At 65.5% G+C, this 21208-nt stretch carries 20 protein-coding genes; 8 read left to right on the top strand and 12 right to left on the bottom strand.

Annotated features, from left to right (window positions below; all coding sequences use genetic code 11):
• Positions 1-11 precede the first annotated feature (11 nt).
• On the top strand, positions 12-782 hold the full coding sequence (locus tag BLT16_RS08740) for an RNA methyltransferase (protein WP_089658159.1): 771 nt from the start codon (positions 12-14) through the stop codon (positions 780-782).
• 185 nt (positions 783-967) lie between these two features.
• Here BLT16_RS08740 and BLT16_RS08735 read toward each other — a convergent pair whose 3' ends face one another.
• The 9 genes from BLT16_RS08735 to BLT16_RS08695 all read right to left on the bottom strand — a co-directional run bounded on the left by BLT16_RS08735 (position 968) and on the right by BLT16_RS08695 (position 9700).
• The gene (locus BLT16_RS08735; protein ID WP_089658158.1) at positions 968-1939 is read right to left on the bottom strand and encodes a branched-chain amino acid transaminase; all 972 of its coding nucleotides are present in this window, start codon (positions 1937-1939) and stop codon (positions 968-970) included.
• Between the two features lie 29 nt (positions 1940-1968).
• Entirely contained in the window at positions 1969-3243 is a 1275-nt protein-coding gene (locus BLT16_RS08730) for a D-amino acid dehydrogenase (protein WP_089658157.1), read from the bottom strand.
• 53 nt (positions 3244-3296) lie between these two features.
• A complete protein-coding gene (locus BLT16_RS08725) occupies positions 3297-4400 on the bottom strand; it encodes a class II histone deacetylase (protein WP_089658156.1) in 1104 nt (367 codons plus the stop codon).
• A complete protein-coding gene (gene lhpI / locus BLT16_RS08720) occupies positions 4397-5338 on the bottom strand; it encodes a bifunctional Delta(1)-pyrroline-2-carboxylate/Delta(1)-piperideine-2-carboxylate reductase (protein WP_089658155.1) in 942 nt (313 codons plus the stop codon). Before lhpI ends, BLT16_RS08725 begins: the two co-directional genes overlap by 4 nt.
• Position 5339: 1 nt before the next feature.
• Positions 5340-5696, bottom strand: coding sequence for a RidA family protein (locus tag BLT16_RS08715; protein WP_089658154.1), 357 nt, complete (start codon positions 5694-5696; stop codon positions 5340-5342).
• Positions 5697-5752: 56 nt separating this feature from the next.
• Positions 5753-6787 carry a histone deacetylase family protein gene (locus tag BLT16_RS08710; protein WP_089658153.1) on the bottom strand — a complete coding sequence of 345 codons (1035 nt, stop codon included), beginning with the start codon at positions 6785-6787 and terminating at the stop codon, positions 5753-5755.
• Positions 6788-6799: 12 nt separating this feature from the next.
• Positions 6800-8095: a TRAP transporter large permease gene (locus BLT16_RS08705; RefSeq protein ID WP_089658152.1), complete on the bottom strand. Its 1296-nt coding sequence runs from the start codon at positions 8093-8095 to the stop codon at positions 6800-6802.
• Positions 8095-8637, bottom strand: coding sequence for a TRAP transporter small permease (locus BLT16_RS08700; protein ID WP_089658151.1), 543 nt, complete (start codon positions 8635-8637; stop codon positions 8095-8097). The genes BLT16_RS08705 and BLT16_RS08700 overlap by 1 nt, the downstream gene beginning before the upstream one ends.
• Positions 8638-8722: 85 nt before the next feature.
• Positions 8723-9700, bottom strand: coding sequence for a TRAP transporter substrate-binding protein (locus BLT16_RS08695; protein ID WP_089658150.1), 978 nt, complete (start codon positions 9698-9700; stop codon positions 8723-8725).
• Between the two features lie 268 nt (positions 9701-9968).
• Here BLT16_RS08695 and BLT16_RS08690 point away from each other — a divergent pair, with 268 nt between their 5' ends.
• Positions 9969-10757 carry an SDR family NAD(P)-dependent oxidoreductase gene (locus tag BLT16_RS08690; RefSeq protein WP_089658149.1) on the top strand — a complete coding sequence of 263 codons (789 nt, stop codon included), beginning with the start codon at positions 9969-9971 and terminating at the stop codon, positions 10755-10757.
• Here the strand turns inward: BLT16_RS08690 and BLT16_RS08685 are convergent.
• Complete coding sequence (locus tag BLT16_RS08685) at positions 10733-11626, bottom strand: LysR family transcriptional regulator (RefSeq protein ID WP_089658148.1); 894 nt, start codon at positions 11624-11626, stop codon at positions 10733-10735. The genes BLT16_RS08690 and BLT16_RS08685 overlap by 25 nt on opposite strands.
• A gap of 139 nt (positions 11627-11765) precedes the next feature.
• On the opposite strand from BLT16_RS08685, the gene BLT16_RS08680 reads away from it, so the two are divergent.
• Together BLT16_RS08680 and BLT16_RS08675 are read left to right on the top strand one after the other, a co-directional pair.
• Positions 11766-12971 carry a CaiB/BaiF CoA transferase family protein gene (locus BLT16_RS08680; RefSeq protein ID WP_089658147.1) on the top strand — a complete coding sequence of 402 codons (1206 nt, stop codon included), beginning with the start codon at positions 11766-11768 and terminating at the stop codon, positions 12969-12971.
• A gap of 15 nt (positions 12972-12986) precedes the next feature.
• Entirely contained in the window at positions 12987-13913 is a 927-nt protein-coding gene (locus tag BLT16_RS08675) for a hydroxymethylglutaryl-CoA lyase (protein WP_089658146.1), read from the top strand.
• A gap of 21 nt (positions 13914-13934) precedes the next feature.
• Here the strand turns inward: BLT16_RS08675 and BLT16_RS08670 are convergent, their stop codons facing one another.
• Complete coding sequence (locus BLT16_RS08670) at positions 13935-15197, bottom strand: ArgE/DapE family deacylase (RefSeq protein ID WP_089658145.1); 1263 nt, start codon at positions 15195-15197, stop codon at positions 13935-13937.
• A complete protein-coding gene (locus BLT16_RS08665) occupies positions 15191-15931 on the bottom strand; it encodes a GntR family transcriptional regulator (RefSeq protein ID WP_089658144.1) in 741 nt (246 codons plus the stop codon). The genes BLT16_RS08670 and BLT16_RS08665 overlap by 7 nt, the downstream gene beginning before the upstream one ends.
• A 201-nt stretch (positions 15932-16132) precedes the next feature.
• Between BLT16_RS08665 and BLT16_RS08660 the strand changes: the two genes are divergently transcribed.
• From BLT16_RS08660 to BLT16_RS08645, 4 genes are all read left to right on the top strand, one after another.
• Positions 16133-17686 (top strand): ABC transporter substrate-binding protein, encoded by a 1554-nt coding sequence (locus BLT16_RS08660; RefSeq protein ID WP_089658143.1) that lies wholly within the window; start codon positions 16133-16135, stop codon positions 17684-17686.
• A gap of 75 nt (positions 17687-17761) precedes the next feature.
• A complete protein-coding gene (locus BLT16_RS08655) occupies positions 17762-18739 on the top strand; it encodes an ABC transporter permease (protein WP_089658142.1) in 978 nt (325 codons plus the stop codon).
• Positions 18736-19572 (top strand): ABC transporter permease, encoded by an 837-nt coding sequence (locus BLT16_RS08650; RefSeq protein ID WP_089658141.1) that lies wholly within the window; start codon positions 18736-18738, stop codon positions 19570-19572. The genes BLT16_RS08655 and BLT16_RS08650 overlap by 4 nt, the downstream gene beginning before the upstream one ends.
• A gap of 12 nt (positions 19573-19584) precedes the next feature.
• Positions 19585-21207, top strand: a complete 1623-nt coding sequence (locus BLT16_RS08645) for an ABC transporter ATP-binding protein (RefSeq protein WP_089658140.1) — start codon at positions 19585-19587, stop codon at positions 21205-21207.
• The last annotated feature ends 1 nt before the right edge of the window (position 21208 follow it).

Here is a 21208-nt window from a genome sequence, read left to right as displayed (position 1 = left end):
TCTTGTCTTCCATGCTCTCCAATATCCGCATCGTCCTCGTCCAGACCTTTCATCCCGGCAACATCGGCCAGGCCGCCCGCGCCATGAAGACCATGGGGCTAAGCGACCTGGTGCTGGTCCGGCCGCGCTGCTACCCCGACCCGGACGCTTCGCGGCTGGCCGCAGGCGCCGAGGATGTACTCGACGGCGCCCGGGTGGTCGACGAGCTGAGCGAAACGCTTGGCGACTGCGTACAGGTGGTCGGTGCCAGCGCCCGTCTGCGCAGCCTGCCGCTCCCCCACTACGATGAACCCGACGCCATGGCCGGGGCAGTGGTTGAGCACGCTCGCCAGGCGCCGGTAGCACTGGTCTTCGGCCGCGAGCGCTCGGGGCTGACCAACGGCGAGATTCGGCTATGCAGTCATCAGGTCAGCATCCCGGCCAATCCTGACTACGGCATCCTCAATCTCTCCCAAGCGGTGCAGGTGCTGGCCTATGAGGTGCATCGCGCCTGGCGGCGCCATCCTGCGGGAGATTATCGCTACCAGCTTCCGCCTCAGGCTGCGCTACCGACCCGCGAGCAAGTCGGCCATTTTCAGGCGCATCTCTCGCGGGTCATGACCACCAGCGGTTTCCTGACCCAGCCCCATGCCAACACTGAGCAGCAGCTGCAAGCGCTATTCGCCCGCGCCCAACCCTCGCGTCGCGAGCTTTCGCTGCTACGTGGCCTGCTCAGCGCACTGGAGCAGCATTTGCCCGCTGACTTGCTCAGTGACAAGGCAAGTTCACGCAATCGTGACTAGACTGTCATCTAACCGGCCTATAACGGGTTGGGTGGGCGCAACGGACACTGCTTCTACCTCGTCAAGGATGCGACGGCGCAGGGAGCGCCAACAGGAAATGGCCACGGCCATGGCACCCGGACGGTGCCCAGGGAGGAGGGAATACGCCATGAAGCGTCGGGCTTCATGGCGTTTTCTTTGGACGGCTACTGGCTCTGTGTGACCGGTGTCAGCCACGCCTCGTAGCCAGCCAGCTCGCCCCGCGTAAGGCGTCGATAGAGCCCCTGCAGGCGCGCCGTCACGCTCTCCGGGTCGATCTCCTCAAGGGCCTGGTTGGCATCGGCGCCACGGGCGCCAATGCGCCGTCCGTCGAGCTCACGCAGCGGCAGGATCTCCGCAGCGGTACCGGTGAGAAAGGCCTCGTCGGCGGTATATAGCTCGTCGCGGGTGATGCGCCGCTCGCCTACCTCCAGGCCCAGCTCGCGGCGCGCCAGCTGAATCACGCTGTCGCGGGTGATGCCCTGCAGGCAGGAGGTGACCTCCGGGGTGTGCAGTACGCCATCGCGCAGCAGGAAGACATTGGCCGCGGAGGCCTCGGCGACATAACCCTCCGGGTCGAGCATGATGGTCTCGTCGAAGCCCGCCTTGACCGCGGTATTCAGCGCCAGAATCGAGTTGACGTAGTGGCCGTTGGTCTTGGCGCGACACAGGCTGATATTGACGTGGTGGCGTGCCCAGGAGGAGGTCAACGCCCGCAGACCGACGCGCGCAGCGCGCGGGTCGAGGTAGTCGCCAAGATCCCAGGCGGCGATCATCACGTGGGTGGTCAAGCCCTTGGCACGCAACCCCAATCCCTCGGCGCCAAAGAACACCGTCGGCTTCAGGTAGGCATTGCTGAGCTGGTTGCGTTGCAGACACTCGCGCTGTGCCTCGATCAGCGTTGCGGCGTCCCAGGCCAGCGGCATATCCAGCGAGTGGGCGCTGTCCAGCAGACGGCGCGTATGCTCGGCGGCCCGGAACAGATGGGTCCCCTTTGCGCCTGCGTAGGCGCGCACGCCCTCGAAGCAGCCCATGCCGTAGTGCAGGGTGTGGCTCAACAGATGGGTAGTAGCCTCGCGCCAGGCCAACCATTCACCGTCCTGCCAGATCCATCCGTCGCGGTCGTAAAGGGGCGTCATGGTCGCGTCCTTGCCAAATGAATGAGCCGTTAGCCGAAGCGCCCGGGGCGAAACGCCTCAAGTGCCAGCGCCGGTTTATCGCCATCGATCAGTTGGGCGATCAACTGGGCGCTGGCCGCTGAAAGCGTCCAGCCGAAGGTGCCGTGGCCAGTATTGAGAAACAGGTTGTTGCGCTTGCCTTCGCCGATCACCGGCGGCCCGTCCGGGGTCATCGGTCGGAACCCGGTCCAAGGCTCTGCGGCATCGAAATCGGCGGCCCCGTCGAAACGCGACGCCAAGGCGTGACGCAGCGTCGCCAGCCGCTGGCTCGGGATCTCACGATCATGCCCCGCCAGCTCGACAAAGCCGGTGACCCGTAGACGCTCGCCAAGCCGCGTAACCACGACTTTATGGCGATCATCGATCACCGTCGAGCGGGGTGCCCGCGACGCATCGCGCAGCGGCATGGTGAGCGAATACCCCTTGACCGGATAGATCGGCAGGCGGGCACCAAACAGCTCCCCGAGTCGATGCGAGGCAGTACCGGCGCAGAGCACGAAGGCGTCGGCGGCCAACGGCTCAAGCGCCTCGCCGTCGTTGGCGGCCAGCGTCAGCGCTCGCAGATGCCCCCCCTGATCACGCTGCGCGCCGGTCACCTGGGTATCGAACAGGAAGCGTACCCCGCGGGCCTGGCAGACCGCCGCCAGCGCCTGGGTGAAACGGTAGCAGTCGCCGGTGCCGTCACCAGGCAACCAGATCCCCCCCACCAGCGGCTGGCTGTGGGCAAGGGCCGGCTCGTGCTCGGCAACCTCAGCGGCGGTCAGCAACTGATGCTCGATACCCATCTCGTCCAGCAGCCCAGCGTTGACCTGCAGCCCCTTGAGCGACTCGACGTCGCTGGCGAGATCGATCAGTCCGCCGTGGCCACCGTCGAAGGCCAGCGTCGCATCGTCTTCCAGGGCCTGGAAACATTGCCGACTGTAGGCACCAAGGCGCAGCATGGCACGCTTGTTGGCCTCGAACAGGCCGGGCGCCTGGGCAAACCGCCAGGTCGCCGCCAGAAAGCGCAGGGTATCCCGCGATGGCGGCAGCTGCAGCTTGAGTGGCCCGTCACGCTTGACCAACCACGGCAAGGCCTTCTTGAGCATGGCCGGCGAGGCCCAGGGGTAAACATAGCCATAGCTGCGTTGGCCGGCATTGGCGCGGCTGGTTTCGAGCCCGGCGGCAGCGTGACTCTCTACCACCGTGACCCGGTGACCGCGCTGCTGCAGCGCGTGCGCGGTGGTCACACCCACCACCCCGGCTCCGATCACCGCAATCTCCACGACGTCTCTCCCCGACACTGGTTGTTATAGTGATATGCCTTGCTGCCACCAGCCTACTGCGTTATCGCCTGGCGCCGCCAGTCGTCGATCAGCGCCTGCTGGTGAGGTTGGAGCGCCTGATACCCCCAGGCGGCGATTTCGTCATTCTGCGGGTCGGCCACGCCGATCCGGCTGCCGGCCAGCGTCTGGATCACGGCATGCCCGCACAGCGGCACATAGCCTTCCGAATAGCCCCCTTCGTGAGCCATCACCAGGCGCCCCTCGCAGACGCGACCTGCCACCGCCATGACCTGGTTCGTCATCGCCGCGAAGGCTGCACTGTTGAGCAGCATCTTGCCCAGCGGATCCTTGGCGCCGGCGTCATAGCCACACGCCACCACGATCAGCTCGGGGGCAAAGGCCTCGAGGGCCGGCACCACTAACTCACGCATGGCGTAGTCGTAGGCGCCGATCCCACAGCCCGGCGGCAGCGGCAGATTGAGATTGGCGCCTACCCCTGGCCCGACACCCCGCTCGTCGAAACCGCCACTCTCGAGGGGGTAATTGGCAGCCTGGTGCAGCGAAATGGTCAGCACGTCTGGATCGTCGTAGAAGGCAACCTGCTGGCCGTTGCCGTGGTGAACATCCCAATCCAGAATCGCCACCCGCCCGAGTCGTCCCTCGGCTCGGGCACGCATCACCGCCACCGGGATATTGCCCAGCAGGCAGAAGCCACGCCCGCGATCCGGCTCGGCGTGGTGCCCCGGTGGCCGGCACAGCGCATAGGCATTGGTCAGCTCGCCGCTGGCCACCGCGTCGACCGCGGCAATGGCCAACCCCACCGCTTGGCGGGCCGCCCCCAGACTGCCGTACGAATAAGGCGCGGCCTCGCCGGCATCGCCGCCGCGTGCAGCATCGCCGCGTTCCAGCGCGTCGAGATAGCGAGCGGTGTGAAAATGCTCGAGGTCCTGGCGGCTCGCTGGCAGCGGCTTGCGAACCGCCAGTTCATCGATCAATCCTGAGACTTCGAGCAGGTTCTTCAGACGCCGCTTGCTCTCGGGGCTTTCCGAGGCCGGCTGCGGCTGCAGAAACGCCCCCGGCGCAGAAAACACACCGATCGCACCGGGGTCGTGCCAGAAACAGCGCTCATGCCAGAAGAAGCCGGTGGGCCGCGTCATCCGCGCCCCTCGAGCTGTTCCCATACCTCAATGGCCGCCGCCAGGTCCTCCAGCGAAGCACCCACCGACTTGAACAGGGTGATCGCCTGGTCGCTGCTGCGCCCCGGCTTCTCACCGCGCAGCAGCTCTGCCAGCTCGGCGCCGATGGCATCGAGCTGGAAACGCCCCTCGTCGATGGCCTGGAGAATATCGCCCGCCTCGCCCTTGGCCCCGGCGTAGGTGTCGACGAACACCTCGCTGCGCGCCAGGCAGTCGGCGTCGGTCTCGCGCATGCTCGGGCGAAAGGCGCCGATCAGGTCGAGATGGGTGCCGGGAGTGAGCCAGGCGCCGCGGATCAGCGGCTCGCTCGACAGCGTTACGCAGCTGACGATATCCGCCTCGCGGGTGGCCGCCTCGAGGTCAGTGACCGCGGCGGTCTCGAAGCGCCCGGCATACTCGGCCGCCAAGCGTTCGGCCTTGTCGACGTTGCGCCCCCATATCCGCACGCGCTTGATCGGGCGTACTGCGGCATGCGCCTCGATCACCATCGGTGCCAGCTTTCCGGTCCCCACCACCAGCAGGGTCTCGGCATCGTCACGGGCCAGCTCGCGGGCCGCCAGTGCCGACGCCGCCGCGGTGCGTCGCCGGGTCAGCTCGCTACCGTCAAGGCACGCCAGCGGGCGTCCGTGTGCCCCCTCGCTGAGCAGATAGACCCCGGCGATAGCGGGCAGGCCATGGTCGGCATTCTGGGGAAAGACGTTGACCATCTTGACCCCGATGTAGCCGGCCTTCTCCCAGGCCGGCATCAGCAGCAGCGTCGCCTCTCCGTCGGGGCGCTGCATGGCGTGGTGGTGACGTGGCGGAGATTCCACACCGTCACGAAAGGTTTGCCCCAGGCGCTCCACCAGCGCCTGCCACGGCAGCGACGCGGCTACCTCTTCGGCCGATACCACGCGCATGTTACGCCTCCGGAATCGCCGCCGTGACCATGATCTCGACCTTCCATTCGGGCTTGGCCAGTTTGGCCTCGACGGCAGCACGCACCGGCGGGCGTCCGGGCACGACCCAGGCGTCCCAGGCGGCATTCATCTGATCGAACTCGGCCATGCTGGTCACCCAGATCTGGGCGCTGAGCAGCTGCTCCTTGGAGGAGCCGGCGGCGGCCAGCAGACGCTCGATCTTGGCCAATACCTGCTCGGTCTGACCGCGCATATCGGCGCTGGCATCGTCCGGCACCTGGCCGGCCAGGTAGACGGTACCGTTGTGCACGGCGGCCTGACTCATGCGGGTATTGCTGTCGTGATACTGGATGCTCATAGGTGACGCTCTCTCATGATGGGTTGACCAACGAGGCCAACCAGGTGAAACAACGATCAGGACTGGCAGTAGCCGCGCATGAACGCGGCCAGGTTGGCCGCCAGCCATTCGGTCGGGTAGCCCCCCTCCTGGACGATCACCGTCGGCAGGTCGATGGCTGCCAGCCGCTGCCCCAGGGGCGTGAAGTCCTCGGTCTCCAGCATCAGACCGGCCAGCGGATCGGCCTTGTGGGCGTCGAGCCCCAATGCCACCACCAGCGCGGTGGGCCGAAACGCCTGCATCGCGTCGATAAGGCGTTCCAGCGCCGCCATGAAGGCAGCCCCGTCGCTGCCCAACGCCAGCGGAATATTGAGGTTGGCGCCAACCCCTTCGCCGTCACCGGTTTCGTCGGCCCCGCCCCAGAAGAACGGATAGAAATCTGCCGGGTCAGCGTGCAGCGAGCCAGTCCAGACATCGCCCCGGGCGTAGAAGATATCCTGGGTGCCGTTGCCATGATGCAGGTCGACGTCGAGAATCGCCACCCGCGCATGCTGTTCGCGCAGCACCGTAGCGGCCAGCGCCGAATTGTTCAGGAAGCAGAAGCCGCCGGCCCGCTCCGGCCCGGCGTGATGACCCGGGGGACGGCACAGCGCATAGGCGTGGCGCTGGCCTGCCAGTACCGACTCGGCGGCGGCCTCGGCGGTGGCAGCACTGGCCAGGATGCCGGTGAAACTCTCCGCGGTCATCGGACAGGCCATGTCGTGCATGTGCCAGCCAACCTGCCCCACCGCATGGCGTGGGTAGTGGTGGCCGCCGCCGCACGGGTGCACGTTGGGCGCAACGATCTCGGCGGCATCCGGCAGCGCCTGCCAGCGGGCATGAATGGTCTCGAGGAACTCGAGATAGCGTGGCGAGTGCACCCGCGCGAGCCGCTCGCGCAGGCGCTCGCCATCCCCCGCAGCGGGAACCGACAGGGTAAATCCACACTCCGCCACACCCGCTGACAGCAGCTCGGCGCGTACCGGCCCCTCCGGGGAGGCCACGGCACGGCCGCGCAGAAGAAAGCTGGGCGGCGCGTGGCGTGCCTGATCAGGGTGGTAATAGAGTTGCATATACGTCGCTCGTCAATAGCCCAATCGCGCCGGTAACCAAGTCACCAGTCCGGGAAACGCGATCAGGACCAGGATGGTGGTGAAAATCGGCACCAGAAAGGGCAGCACCGACATGACTACCTGACCATAGCGTAGCCGGGTAATCCCCACCATCAGGAACAGCACCGTGCCGAAGGGAGGGGTCACCACACCCACCGAGAGGGTAATGACCATCACGATACCGAAGTGCAACGGATCGAGCCCCGCCGCCAACGCCGCCGGCACCACGATCGGCGTGAAGATCAGGATGCTCTCGATCACCGACATGAAACAGCCGATCAGCAGGAAGAACAGCGCAAAGCCCAGCAGCAGCACCAGGGTCGACACCTCCAGCCCGGCCACCTCACCGGCCAACGCCTGCGGAATGCCTATCCGCACCAGCAGCCAGCCATAGAAGCTCGATACCGCGATAATCAGCAGGATCGCCGCGCTGAACATCAGCGTGCGGCGGAAGGCACGATAGACATCGAGCAGACTCAGGTCGCGGTAAATCAAGCCGCCAAGGATCAGCGCATAGAGCGAGGCCACTGCACCGGCTTCAGTGGGCGAGAAGAAACCGCTCCAGATACCGCCGACGATGATCGCCGGCATCACCAACGGCAGAATCGCCCGACGCCCGGTACGCACCACCTCGCTGCCCGAGAAGGGTGTCGGTGCCGGCATCTTGACCCGATTGGTGGCCGCCAACCCTACGGTCAACCCCATCAGCATCAACGCCATCAGGACACCCGGCACCAGGCCGGCCATGAACAGCGCCCCGATGCTGACATTGGCCAGCCAGCCATATACCACCAGGGCAATCGAGGGGGGCAGGATCGGACCGATCACGCTGGACGCCGCGGTGATCCCCGCCGAATAGCCCAGATCGTAGCCGCGCTCCTTCATCGCCTTGATCTCGACGCTGCCAAGACCTGCGGCATCCGCTACCGCGGTACCCGACATGGTGGCGAACAGCGAACTGGCCACCACATTGGCGTGCCCCAGCCCGCCTTTGGTAAAACCGACCAGGGCAGTAGCAAAGTCGAAGATCCGCGAGGTGGTCGAGCCCGAATTCATGATATTGGCCGCCAGGATGAACAGCGGTATCGCCAGCAAGGTATAGTTATTCAGGGTCTGCACCATGCGCAGCGACATCAGTTCCACCGACAACCCCGTGGCACTGGTCACTGCCAGGGCAATGAAGGAGGTAATCCCGATCGCCACGACGACCGGTAGGCCAATGGCCATCAACAGCAACAGGGCGCCGACAAAGATCACCAGCTCGAGCATCAGGCACCCTCCTCGTTCATGTCCGCCACGGGTCGCCACTCGACCGGCCCTCTCAGTACCTGCCAGGCGGAGAGCACCGTCATACCGGCGAAGCCAATCAGGATGCCCAGGTAGAGATAGCTAAAACTGATCCCCAGCGACACGGTGCGGTTGTTGGCGCTGGCGCCCATCATGATCCAGGCCCCCCAGGCGGCGAGCACGAAGAAGCCGCAGGAAAGCAGCGCCACGAGCCGATACTGCAAGCCCCGAGACACGCCGGAGAGTCGGTGGCTGAAGAGATCCACCACCAGATGTTCGCCACGCACCCAGGCAGAGAGCGAGCCGAATCCGATCGCATAGATAGCCAGCAGCGAGGCAACCTCCTCGGACCAGGGCATCCCCAGACCGAGCAGATCGCGAGCCACCACGGCGCCCGAGAGCAGCAGCAATACACCCGCCAGCAGCAGCACCCCCAGGAGATCGCAACCCAAGGTCAGCCCCCGCAGAAGATAAAAGGCCACCCGGTCCACGGTGGCGGCGGGCGGCGTTGGAGAACGGGACACGGCAGACTCCTCCTCAGAGGTTGTTCACAATGCAACAGCGGCGCCCCGTAGGGTCGCCGCTGTTGCCGGTCATGACGAAAACGCGTCAGGCATCATCGCCGAGGGCATCGTCCATCACCCCATCGGCCATCTCTTCGAGCAGTCGCTCGATGGCCGGCATGGCGGCATCGCGGAAGGCATCGATATCGGGCTCGATAATGGTCATGCCCCGTTCCTCGAGCTGCTCCAGGTAGTACTCATCGAGTTCGCGTTCGCGCTCGGTACCGTACTCGCGGGCGACATGGATCGCCTCGGTAATGACCTCCTGGTCTTCAGCGTCGAGACCGTCCCACCACTGGCTGCTGGCCACCCAGTTCCAGGGGAACTGCACATGGCTGGTGAGAATGATGTGGTCTTGCACCTCCCACAGCTGGCGAGTGTAAGGCGAGGAGAGCGAGTTCTCATGGCCATCGACCTGACCGGTCTGCATCGACAGGTAGATCTCGGGTGCCGGCACATTGACGACCTGGGCGCCGATCTCTTCCCAGACTTCCAGCCACACCGGCAGTGACGGCAGACGCAGGCGGAATCCATCGAGGTCATCCGGTGAGTGAATCGCCTGGTTGGCGGTCATGTGGCGCGGCCCGCGGTGCTGGGTGCCAAAGTACTTCAGCCCGCCTCGCTCCTCGGCCTGCTCGATCAACCGCTGGCCAGAAGGACTCTCCATGAAGGCATCGACCTCCTCCCAGGTCGCGAAGACGAACGGCACGGTAATGGCGTCATACTCCTCGGCGTACTGCTGGCGCCAGTTGCCGCCGGTGATCGATATCTGGGTCTGGCCGAGATTGAGCAGCTCAAGCACCGAGTTCTCACCGCCCAGAGAGCCGGCGAGGAAGGGACGCACATCGAAACGGCCAGGGGCATGCTCCTCGAGATACTCGGCAAAGCGCTCGACGGCATCGCTCTCGGAGCCGCCTTCACTCATGGTGTTGTTGACCTGGATCTCGATGGTATCCGCCATGGCATGGGGGGCAGCTGCCAGCATGCCGGCAGCGATCAGGGTAGCGAGCAGTGATTTTTTCATCAGACTCTCCCTTATATGTTGTGGTTATGGTTGAGGATGGCGTGTCGTGAACTCGATCTTGGTACAAGCGCAGGCCACGCTCAAATCGACGTTGATGAAGGGGGCCTTCGTCAATGGCGATGTCAGAGCCTACCCCATGACAGCCAGGCTTCCCGCCACCAGCGCGTCTCGACACGACTAAAGATTAATACCCGAACGCCATCAGCGCGCATCTCAATGGAGGGCGACTGGCCATCCACTGGCCGACTACGTCTGAGGAGATTTCACCATGCACGAAGCCAGCCCCGTCGTCTTCATTACCGGTGCCACCTCCGGTATCGGCCGCGCCTGTGCGCTGCGTTTCGCCGCTGCCGGCTGGGCGCTGGTGCTGACCGGCAGGCGGCAGGCGCGGCTCGATGAGCTGGCCGCCGAGCTGGGTGACCAGGTCCCCGTTCACACCGCCGTGCTCGACGTCAGCGACCCAGACGCCATCGTCCGCGTCACTGACAGCCTTCCGGAGCGATTTGCCACCCCTCACGCACTACTCAACAACGCCGGCCTGGCGCTGGGCAAAGGGCCCGCCCAGGAGGCAGACCTGGGCGACTGGCAGCGCATGATCGAGACCAATATCACCGGCCTGGTGAGCGTGACGCGCCAGCTGCTGCCACGCCTGATCGAGAGCGGTGCCGGCGCCACCGTCATCAATATCGGTTCGATTGCCGGCCGCACGCCCTACCCCGGTGGCCATGTCTACGGTGCCACCAAGGCCTTCGTCGAACAGTTCAGCTACAACCTGCGCTGCGACGTCAGCGCGCATGGCGTGAGGGTCACCGACCTGGCACCGGGCATGACCGAAAGCGAGTTCACCCTGGTACGCATGAAGGGAGATGCCGGCGTGGCCGATGACTACTACCGTGGCACCCAGCCTCTGCAGCCCGATGACGTGGCGGTGCAGGCCGTGCAGATCGCCGAACTGCCTCCTCACGTCAACATCACGCGACTGGAAGTGGCTCCTCTCTGCCAGCAGTGGGCGCCCTTCAACGTCTTAAGGGATCACGCCTCCTCGCCGACCAGGTGATCGACCAGATGACGGGCGATCACCGGCAGGGTGTCGTAGCGCCGCATGCCGATCACCAGCTCGCGTCGCGCCCAGGGATCGGCCAGGGGAATGCTGCACAGCTCGAGGTCGCGCAGGTCGCGGTAGATGGTGCGCTGGGGCAGTACGCCGACCCCCATGCCGTGGTGAATCATCCGGCAGATGGCGTCGAAGCTGCGCACCTGGATGCGCATGCGCAGGTTGCGCCCGCCACGACTCGCCTGCTCATGCAGCAGTGACTGCAGGGAGGTATCCTGCTGCAGGCCGATGAAATCGTAGGCGGTGGCCTCCTGAAAATCGAGGGTCTCGCGACCCGCCAGGGGGTGATCGCGCGGGGTCATCAGTACCAGTCGATCACTGCGATAGGGCATCACCTGCAACTCGGGCGCGGCGACATGCCCGGCAAAGATCCCGACATCGGTCAGGCCGTCACGCACGGCCGCGATCACCTCGCCGCTGACCCGCTCCTGCAGATCGATCTTGACCTCGGGATAGCGCCGCGAGAAGGCACTCAGATCCTGGGGCAGAAAGGCGATGATCGCCGAGGTGTTGGAGTGGATGCGCACATGGCCCTTGATCCCCTCGCCGTATTCGCTGAGTTCCGCCTGCAGCCGCTCGATATTCTCGAGGATCCGGCGCGCATGGTGCAGGAAGGCGTGACCCGCGGGAGTCAGCTCCACCCCCCGGGAACGGCGGTAGAGCAACGTGGTCCCGACCAGCGACTCCAGGTCCCGGACGCGCTTGCTGACCGCCGCCAAGGCCAGATGTTCGCGTTCGGCGGCGGCGGTCAACCGCCCCTCGTCGGCGATGGAGACGAACAACTTCAGGGTAACCAAGTCGAAACGGCGCATGGTGACTCTCGAGGAGGTGAGTAGAGCCTTATCCTAGCGAAGTGTTCGCCAACGACGAAGCCCGGCTTACCCATCGCCTAATTGTTTCCCCCCTGTGCCAGGCGCCATTCTGTTACACAAACTGCCGAGGAGTGCTGCCATGACAACTGCGGAGACTCGCCAGCTCCCGCTAGAGGACCTCAAGGTGCTGGAACTGGGTCAGCTGATTGCTGGACCCTTCGCGACCAAGCTGCTGGGTGAATTTGGCGCCGACGTGATCAAGATCGAACCCCCCGGCACCGGCGACCCACTTCGCAAATGGCGAATCATAGAGGACGGGACCTCGCTGTGGTGGCATGTCCAGAGCCGCACCAAGCGGTCGGTGTCACTCGACTTGCGTTCCGCCCAGGGGCAGGACCTGGTGCGCCGCCTGGTCAGCGAGGCCGATGTGCTGGTCGAGAACTTCCGCCCCGGCACGCTGGAAGGCTGGGGGCTCGGCTATGACGCGCTTGCCGCTCTCAACCCAAGGCTGATCATGGTGCGCGTTTCCGGCTACGGCCAGACCGGCCCCTACCGCGACAAGCCCGGCTTCGGGGTCATCGGCGAAGCCATGGGTGGGTTGCGCTACCTCACCGGCCAGCCCGGGGAGCCCTCGGTGCGAGTCGGGGTCAGCATCGGCGACTCCCTCTCCGCCCTGTACGCGGTGATTGGCACCCTGCTGGCACTGCAAGAGCGCCAACGCAGCGGACTCGGCCAGGAGATCGACGTGGCGCTCTACGAATCGGTGTTCGCCATGATGGAGAGCCTGCTGCCCGAGTACGACGCCACCGGCCAGGTACGCGAACCCGGCGGCAGCGCCCTGCCCGGCATCACCCCGTCGAATGCCTACCGCACCCGAGACGGTGACTTCGTGCTGATTGCCGGCAACGGCGACAGCATCTTCAAGCGCCTGATGGACGTCATCGGCCGCGCCGACCTGGCCGAGGATCCAGCGCTGGCCCACAACGATGGCCGCAGCCAACACGCCGCGAAGATCGACGCCGCCATCGAAGCCTGGAGCGTCACGCTCGGCCGCGACGACATCCTCGCGGCACTCGACGCCGCCCGGGTGCCCGCCGGCTTCCCCTATACCGCTGCTGACATTGCCAGCGACCCGCACTACCTGGCCCGGGAGATGATCCAGTCCATCACCCGACCCGACGGTCGTCCGCTCAAGGTTCCCGGCGTTCTGCCCCGCCTCAGCGCCACCCCGGGCCGGCTGGGCAATGGCGGCCCGGCACTTGGCCAGCACACCGACGAGGTGCTCGACGAGCTGGGCATCGATGACGAGACCCGCACCAAGCTGCGTAGCGCCGGCATCATCTGACCCCAAGGAGCTCCCATGTCTTCATTACAGATCAACGAGGTGGCACCCCGCGACGGCCTGCAGATCGAAACCGAGTTCGTGCCCACCGCCGACAAGATCGGCCTGATCGACGCCCTTTCCGCCACCGGCCTTGCGCGGATCGAGGCGACGAGCTTCGTCTCGCCCAAGGCGATCCCCCAGCTGCGTGACGCCGCCGAGGTGGTAACCGGGATCCAGCGCCGACCGGGGGTAGGGATCACCGTGCTGGTGCCCAACGTCAAAGGCGCCGAACGGGCGCTGGCCTGCAGCGTGGACGAGATCAATCTGGTGATGTCGGCGAGCGATTCCCACGGCGTGGCCAATCTGCGCATGACACCGCAGCAGTCCCTCGAGCAGTTCGCCGCCATTATTGACACCGTCCGCGCCCACCCGCAGGGGCGCGACGTCTTCATCAACGCCTCGCTCTCCACCAGCTTCGGCTGCCCCTTCGAGGGCGAGGTGCCCGAGGCGCAGGTGCTCGATCTGGTGGAACAGCAGCTCACCCTGGGGGTCCAGGGCGTGAGCCTGTGCGATACCACCGGCATGGCCAACCCGGCCCAGGTCGCAAGGCTGTGTGAAGCGGTGCTCGAGCGCTTCCCCGAGGTCCCCTTCACCCTGCACTTCCACAACACTCGCGGCATGGGCCTGGCCAACGCCATGGCCGCCTGGCAGGCCGGCATCGTTCGCTTCGATGCATCGCTGGGTGGACTCGGCGGCTGCCCCTATGCGCCCGGCGCCACCGGCAACGTCTGCACCGAGGATCTGGTGCATATGTTCGAGGAGATGGGCGTGTCCACCGGTGTCGACCTGGACGCCCTGCTTGACGTCTCTGCCCGCCTGCCCCCCCTCATCGGACACGAGACACCGGGCCAGGTGGTCAAGGCCGGCAAGGCCGACCGCCGCTATCCCATGCCGACGCGCTAACAACGGGAGCAGCCCGCAGGGTCACCCTGAGCCGCGTTGCCAGCGGCACACGAACAGCGCATAGGCCTTGAGGGTATCGCGGATCGACTCGATCTCGACCCGCTCGTCGATGCCATGGATGCGTTCCGCCACCGGCCCGTAGCAGGTGCCGGGCACACCGCCTGCGACGTGAAACGCGCACAGGTCGGTGATGCAGGTCGACAAATAGTGCTCAGGAGCGCGGCCAGTCAGTGCCCGATGGCACTCATCGAGCAGTCCGATACCCGGCGCCTCGAGATCGACCAGATGCCCCGGCGAGCGAAAGCCATGAAACTCGACGTTGGGCGCCGCGCCGGGTAGCGCCAGCTCACGATGCGCGCGTGCGACGCAGGCCTCGAAGCGCTGCATGACCTGCTCCGGCGCCACCCCCGGCGCGAAGCCGATGCGCCCCTCGATTTCCGCATGAGCCGCCACGCTGGAGGCCCAGTTGCCGCCCTCGAAGCGGCCGATGTTGAGGTTGAAGGGGTGCTCGTAGGCGTCGTAGGGCGGCTCACGCTCGGCGTTGAGTTCATCCTCGAACGCCTTGAGCGCCGGAATCAGCCGCTGCATGGTCTCGATGGCGTCGCTGCCGGCGGTGGTATCGAGCACATGCGCCGGCACTCCGTCGACCCGAATCCTGAAGCGCAGCACGCCGGTCTGGCCAGTGTAGAGGCGCGGCCCGAAGGGCTCGGGGATCAGCACGAAATCGCCGCCGTGGCCCGCATTGACGCAGGCCAGCGCGCCGTTACCGCTGCACTCCTCCTCGATCACCGTCTGCAGCGTCAGCGGCGCCTCGATCGCCACGCCGGCACGACGCACCGCGACCACGGCCATGATCATGGCCGCCACCCCGGCCTTCATGTCGCCAGCGCCGCGCCCGTAGAGCCAGCCATCCTGCCGCCAGGGCTCCCATGGAGGACGGGTCCAGGTATCGGTGGGCTCTGCCGGCACCACGTCGAGATGGCCGTTGAACACCAGATGCCGCCCAGGGGCATCACGGTTCAGCGCCGACACCAGGCAGTAGCGTCCGGCACCGGACCAGGGTACCGGCGCGTGCCGAGGGTGCGATAGCAGGCTCGGATCATCCATGGGCACCCGTTCCACCGGTAGCTCGAGCCGCTCGAACGCCGCCTCCATCGCCGATAGCGCGCCCTGCTCCTCACCCAGCACGCTGTACTCGCGCACCAACGTCTCGGTCAAGGCGAGCGTCTCCTCCAGGCAGGCATCGCACTGCGCCAGTACTTGCTGTTCCTGATCGCTTAACATCGCCCCTCCTCGCTTGTTGCACCAGCCCCGCTCATCGGGCGTTCAGTGCCTGAAGCGCCCCCAAGTCCTTGGATCACATAGTCCCGCGCCACGCCGATGTGGTAGTCCACCGCCTCGCGGCAGCGCTGCGCCTTACCGCTCGCCAGCGCCTCGATCAGCGGCCAGTGATTGGCGGCGATGCGTCCGGGCTCGGCGTGGGTGCGCTCGTTCAGCGCCATGCACAGCCTCAGCTCGTGGGACAGGTCGTCGAAGGCCTTGAGCAGGCGCCGGTTGCCGGCCATGTCGAATACCAGGCGATGGAAGCGCAGGTCGGCCTCGATCTTGCGCCCGTCATCGCTGCCCTTGGCCAGCTCGCACATCGTCTCCACCTGCTGCGACAGCTGGGCATGGGCAGCCTCGTCGAAGCGCACCGCCAGCAGTTCGAAAGCGTGGCGTTCATAGCAGAGCCTGAGATCGAAGACGTCGGCCAGGTCATCGCCGTTGAGTTCGCGCACGAAGAAGCCCTTGCGGGGCCGCGATATCAGCAGGCCGCGACTCTCAAGCAGCCTTGCCGCCTCGCGCACGGGTGCGCGACTCACGCCCAGGTCGCGGGACAGCTGCACCTCCGAGAGCCGCACGCCGGGGGCAAAGTGGCGCGCAATGATCGCCTCAGTGAGGTAGTCGGCCACCTGCTCGACCAGGTTGGTCTGCTGCAATCGCGGCGCTGCGGGGGGGCTATCGGTTGGCATCGACATCGTCCTGCTCCAGGCGCGGATGACACTACTATGATGACAGTATGGCCAATCGTCGCGCCATGTCGACCACCGACTGTCGACAGTTCAGAGAGTCATTGCTATGTTCAAAGACGACCGATGATTTGCCATCGACGTACAACAGCAACAAGACGTACCAAAAGAAACTAGACGTACCAAGACCAACAACAAGGGACGTACCTTATGAAAACTCCTCTGGCCCTGGCCATTGCCGCCGCGGCACTAACCGTCTCCGCCGTTCATGCCGATGAGCCCCGCCATGGCGGCACCATCAATACCATCATCCAGCCCGAGCCCCCTGGTCTGGTGCTGGGCATGATCCAGAATGCCCCGACGCGCACCGTGGCCGGCAATATCTATGAGGGCTTGCTGCGCTACACCACCGATCTCGAGCCCATGCCGCAGCTCGCCACGGACTGGGAGGTCAGCGAGGATGGTCGTACCTGGACTTTCCATCTGCGCGACGACGTGACCTGGCACGACGGCGAGCCGTTCACCGCCGACGATGTCGTCTTCTCCGCCGATGTCTTCCATCGCGAACTCAATCCCAGTGCCCGTGCCGTGCTTCAGCACATCGATTCCATCGAGGCGATTGACGACTACACCGTCGAATTCACCCTCGACGAGCCCTTCGGCCCTTTCCTGATCTCCTTTGAGGCCGGCACCTTCACCATGATCCCCAAGCACCTCTACGAGGGGACCGATTTCCGCGACAACGAGCACAACAACCACCCCATCGGCACCGGCCCGTTCAAGTTCGAGAACTGGGATCGCGGCACGGTGATCCAACTGGTGCGCAACGACGACTATTACGAGGATGACCTGCCCTATCTCGACGGCATCAACTGGCACATCATCCCCGACGGTGCCTCCCGCGCCGTGGCCTACGAGAATGGCACCGTCGACGTGCTGCCCTATGGCACCGTCGAAAACTTCGATATTCCGCGTCTTTCCGAGCTCGACAACACCTGCATGACAGAGGCGGGGCACGAGTACTTCAGCCCCTTCGCCATGCTGTGGATGAACAACCGCGAAGGCCCCACCGCCGACAAGCGTTTCCGCCAGGCGGTGATGTATGCCATGGATCGCGAGTTCGCCCGTGACGTGCTGTGGAACGGCCTGGGCAACGTGCCGCTGGGCGCCTTCGGCTCCAACGCGCGCTTCCAGAATCCCGATCTCGATCCTTACGACCACGATCCCGAGCGCGCCCGTGAGCTGCTCGACGAGATGGGCTATGACGGCGAGGAGGTGCGCCTGCTGCCGCTGCCCTACGGCGAAACCTGGACGCGCTGGGCCGAGGCGGTACAGCAGAACCTGCGCGAGGTGGGCATCGAAGTGCGCACCGAAGCCACCGACGTCGGCGGCTGGAACCAGCGTCTCGGCGATTGGGACTATGACCTCGCCTTCACCTACCTCTTCCAGTACGGCGATCCGGCGCTGGGCATCTCACGTACCTACCTCTCCACCAACATCGAGCGCGGCTCGCCGTGGAACAACGTCGAGGGGTATGAGAACGAGCGTGTCGACGAACTCTTCAACGAGGCGGCCACGGCCTTCCCCGACGAAGAGCGCGAAGCGCTCTACCACGAGGTCCAGGAGATCCTCCAGGAGGACGTGCCGGTGGGCTGGTTGCTGGAACTTGGCTTCCCGACCCTCTACCGCTGCGATGTCCAGGATCTGGTGACCTCCGGCGTGGGCGTCAACGACGGGTTCAAGGACACCTGGCTCGATCGCTGATTCGACTCCACCAGATTGCCCCGGGGCGGTGAATCGCCCCGGGGCAAGGCGTTTCCTCCAGCCTGAGGCCTTCGCATGCTCTATCTCCGATTGATCACGATGCGCCTGTTGAAGGCCGTGGTCGTGCTGTTCATGATCATCATCTTCAACTTCGTGCTGATCCAGCTTGCCCCCGGCGATCCCGCGGCCATCCTGGCCGGCGAGGCTGGCGCCACCGATGAAGAGTTCTTGCGCCAGCTGCGTGAACGTTTCGGCCTCGACCAACCCATGTACGTGCAGCTATGGCGCTATGTCTCGGGCATCGCCATGCTCGACTTCGGCTTCTCCTACCGCCAGGGCGTGCCGGTACTCGACCTGATCCTGGCGCGTCTGCCGGCGACCCTGTTGCTCACCGGCACCGCCTTCGTGCTCTCCCTGGCACTCGGCATTGTCGCCGGCTCGCTGGCCGCGGCGCGGGTCAAGAAGCCTTCCGGCTCGATCATCATGACCCTGGCGCTGCTGTTTTATGCCACCCCGCTGTTCTGGGTGGCGCTGATGTCGGTGGTACTGTTCTCGGTCTACCTGGACCTGCTCCCCGCCTACGGCATGTACACCGTGGGTGCCGGCCATACCGGCCTGGCCCTGGTGCTCGACGTGGGCAAACATCTGATCCTGCCTGCTACGACCCTGGCGCTGTTCTTCATGGCGATCTACACCCGCATGACCCGCGCCTCGATGCTCGAAGCCAGCCAACAGGATTTCGTCAAGACCGCCCGCGCCAAGGGGCTCAAGAATAGCGTCATCCAACGACGCCATATCCTGCGCAACGCGCTGCTGCCGATCATCACCCTGGCCGGTCTGCAGGCCGGGCAGATGGTGGGCGGCGCCATCCTCACCGAGACGGTGTTCGCCTGGCCTGGCATCGGACGGCTGATGTTCGAGGCACTCCAACAGCGTGACTACAACCTGCTGCTGGGGATCTTCTTCTTCTCCGCCGCCCTGGTGATCGTGTTCAACATCATCACCGATCTCGTCTACGGACTGGCCGACCCGCGCATCAAGGAGGGCTCATGAGTTTCTTCGCTCGCTTCGCCCAGAACCGCGGCGCCCTGTTCGGGCTGATCATTCTGTTAGGCATCATTGTGATGGCGATCCTGGCACCGCTGGTGTTTCCCGAGTCGCCCTGGCGTATGGTCCAGCGCCCCTTCTTGCCGCCCATGGAGGTCGACGGCTTCCTGCTGGGCACCGACACCATGGGCCGCAACGTGGCCGCGGGGCTGATGCACGGCGCCTGGGTGTCGCTGATGATCGGGCTGGTCTCGACCCTGGTGGCACTGATGATCGGCGTACCGCTGGGCGCCGTTGCCGGCTACTACGGTGGCCTGATCGATGACGGCCTGATGCGCTTCACCGAGTTCTTCCAGACCATCCCCAACTTCGCCCTGGCGATCGTGCTGGTGGCGATCATGCAGCCCAGCATTACCTCCATCGTGCTGGCCATCGCCATCGTCAGCTGGCCGCCGGTGGCGCGCCTGGTGCGCGCCGAGTTCATGTCGCTGCGTAACCGCGAGTACGTCGAGGCGGCGCGACTCGTCGGCCAGTCCAACGCCACTATCATCGTGCGCCAGATTCTGCCCAACACCCTGTCGCCAATCATCGTGCTGGCTTCGCTGATGGTGGCCACCGCCATCCTGCTGGAATCCGCGCTCTCCTTTGTGGGGCTTGGCGATCCCAATGTGATGTCGTGGGGCTACATGATCGGCGCGGCGCGCACCGTGATCCGCCAGGCCTGGTGGCTGAGCTTCTTCCCGGGGGTGGCGATCCTGCTCACCGTGCTGGCCCTCAACCTGGTGGGCGAAGGGCTCGACGATGCCTTGAACCCGAAACTCGCCCGCGAGCGCTCTTGAGGGGACACCACCATGACCGATACCCAGACGCCCCTGCTCAGCCTGCGCCACCTGAGCATCTCGTTACCCAAGGGCGCCGACCGCGCCCTGGCCGTGGAGGATGTCAGCTACGACGTGTTTCGCGGTGAGATCCTGTGCGTGGTGGGCGAGTCCGGCTCCGGCAAGTCGATGGCCGCCAATGCGGTGATGGGCCTGCTGCCCAAGGGGGTATACGCCAGCGGCGGCGAGGCAATCTTCGATGACCAGGATCTGCTCAAGCTCTCCGAGCACCAGCATCGCACGCTGCGCGGCCTGCGCATCGGCATGATCTTCCAGGAGCCGATGACCGCGCTCAATCCGCTGATGCGGGTAGGCGACCAGATCGCCGAAGTGTTCGAGGCCCACGGCCAGCTCAGCGGCCGGGAGCGCCAGCAGCAGGCCCTGGCGCTGCTCACCGAAGTGGGTATCCCGCAGCCCGACAAGGCGATTCGCGCCTACCCTTTCCAGCTTTCGGGTGGCCAGCGCCAGCGGGTGATGATTGCCATGGCCCTGGCACTGGAACCGGAGCTGCTGATCGCCGACGAGCCCACCACGGCGCTGGACGTCACCACCCAGGCCCAGATCCTCGAGCTGATCCGCGACCTGCAACGCCGCCGCGGCATGGCAGTGATGTTCATCACCCATGACTTCGGGGTGGTCGCCGAAGTCGCCAACCGGGTCTGCGTGATGCGCCACGGCAAGATCGTCGAACTCGGCGAGGCCGACGAGGTGCTCAAGCACCCGCGGCACGACTACACCCGGGCGCTGATCGAGGCGATTCCCAGTAATGTGATCCCCGAAGCCCGCGGCGCCGAAACCGATACCGCGCTGCTCGAGGTCAAAGGGCTCAGCAAAGTATTCCGCTCCAAGGGGGGGCTATTCAAATCGGCGCGGGAAGTACACGCCCTGCAGGACGTCTCCTTCTCGCTGGTCAAGGGCGAAACCATCGGCATCGTCGGCGAGTCGGGCTCCGGCAAGTCGACCCTCGGGCGCTGCGTGGTGCGTCTGGAGCGCCCGGACAGCGGCACCCTGAGCCTGTCCGGCACCGACTTCATGCACCTGCAGGGCGAGTCGCTGCGCCGCGAGCGCCACCGCGTGCAGATGATCTTCCAGGACCCCTACGCCTCACTCAATCCGCGCCATCGGGTCGGCTATGCCATCGCCCAGGGGCCCATGGCCAACGGCATGTCCAAGGCCCAGGCCTTCGCCAAGGCCAAGGAGCTGCTGGCGCTGGTGGGCCTGGGCGGGACCGACGACCGCTACCCCCACGAGTTCTCGGGTGGTCAGCGCCAGCGCATCGGCATCGCCCGGGCGCTGGCCATGGAGCCCGAGCTGATCGTCGCCGACGAAGCGGTCTCGGCGCTGGATGTCTCGATCCAGGCGCAGATCCTCGAACTGCTGGAGGAGCTCAAGCAGAAGCTATCGCTGTCGCTGCTGTTCATCACCCATGATCTGAGGGTGGCCGCACAGATCTGCGACCGCATCATCGTCATGCAGCACGGCCGCATCGTCGAACAGGGACCGGCCAGGGAGGTGTTCCTGGCGCCCCGGGAGGTCTACACGCGTGAGCTGCTCGACGCCATTCCCGGGCGCGAGCACGAGCTCGCCGACGCCTGAC

This window comes from Franzmannia pantelleriensis (genome assembly GCF_900102875.1).
GTDB lineage: Bacteria > Pseudomonadota > Gammaproteobacteria > Pseudomonadales > Halomonadaceae > Franzmannia > Franzmannia pantelleriensis.
The sequence above is the reverse complement of the archived record's forward strand: the minus strand, read 5'-3'. Positions and strand labels throughout refer to the sequence as shown.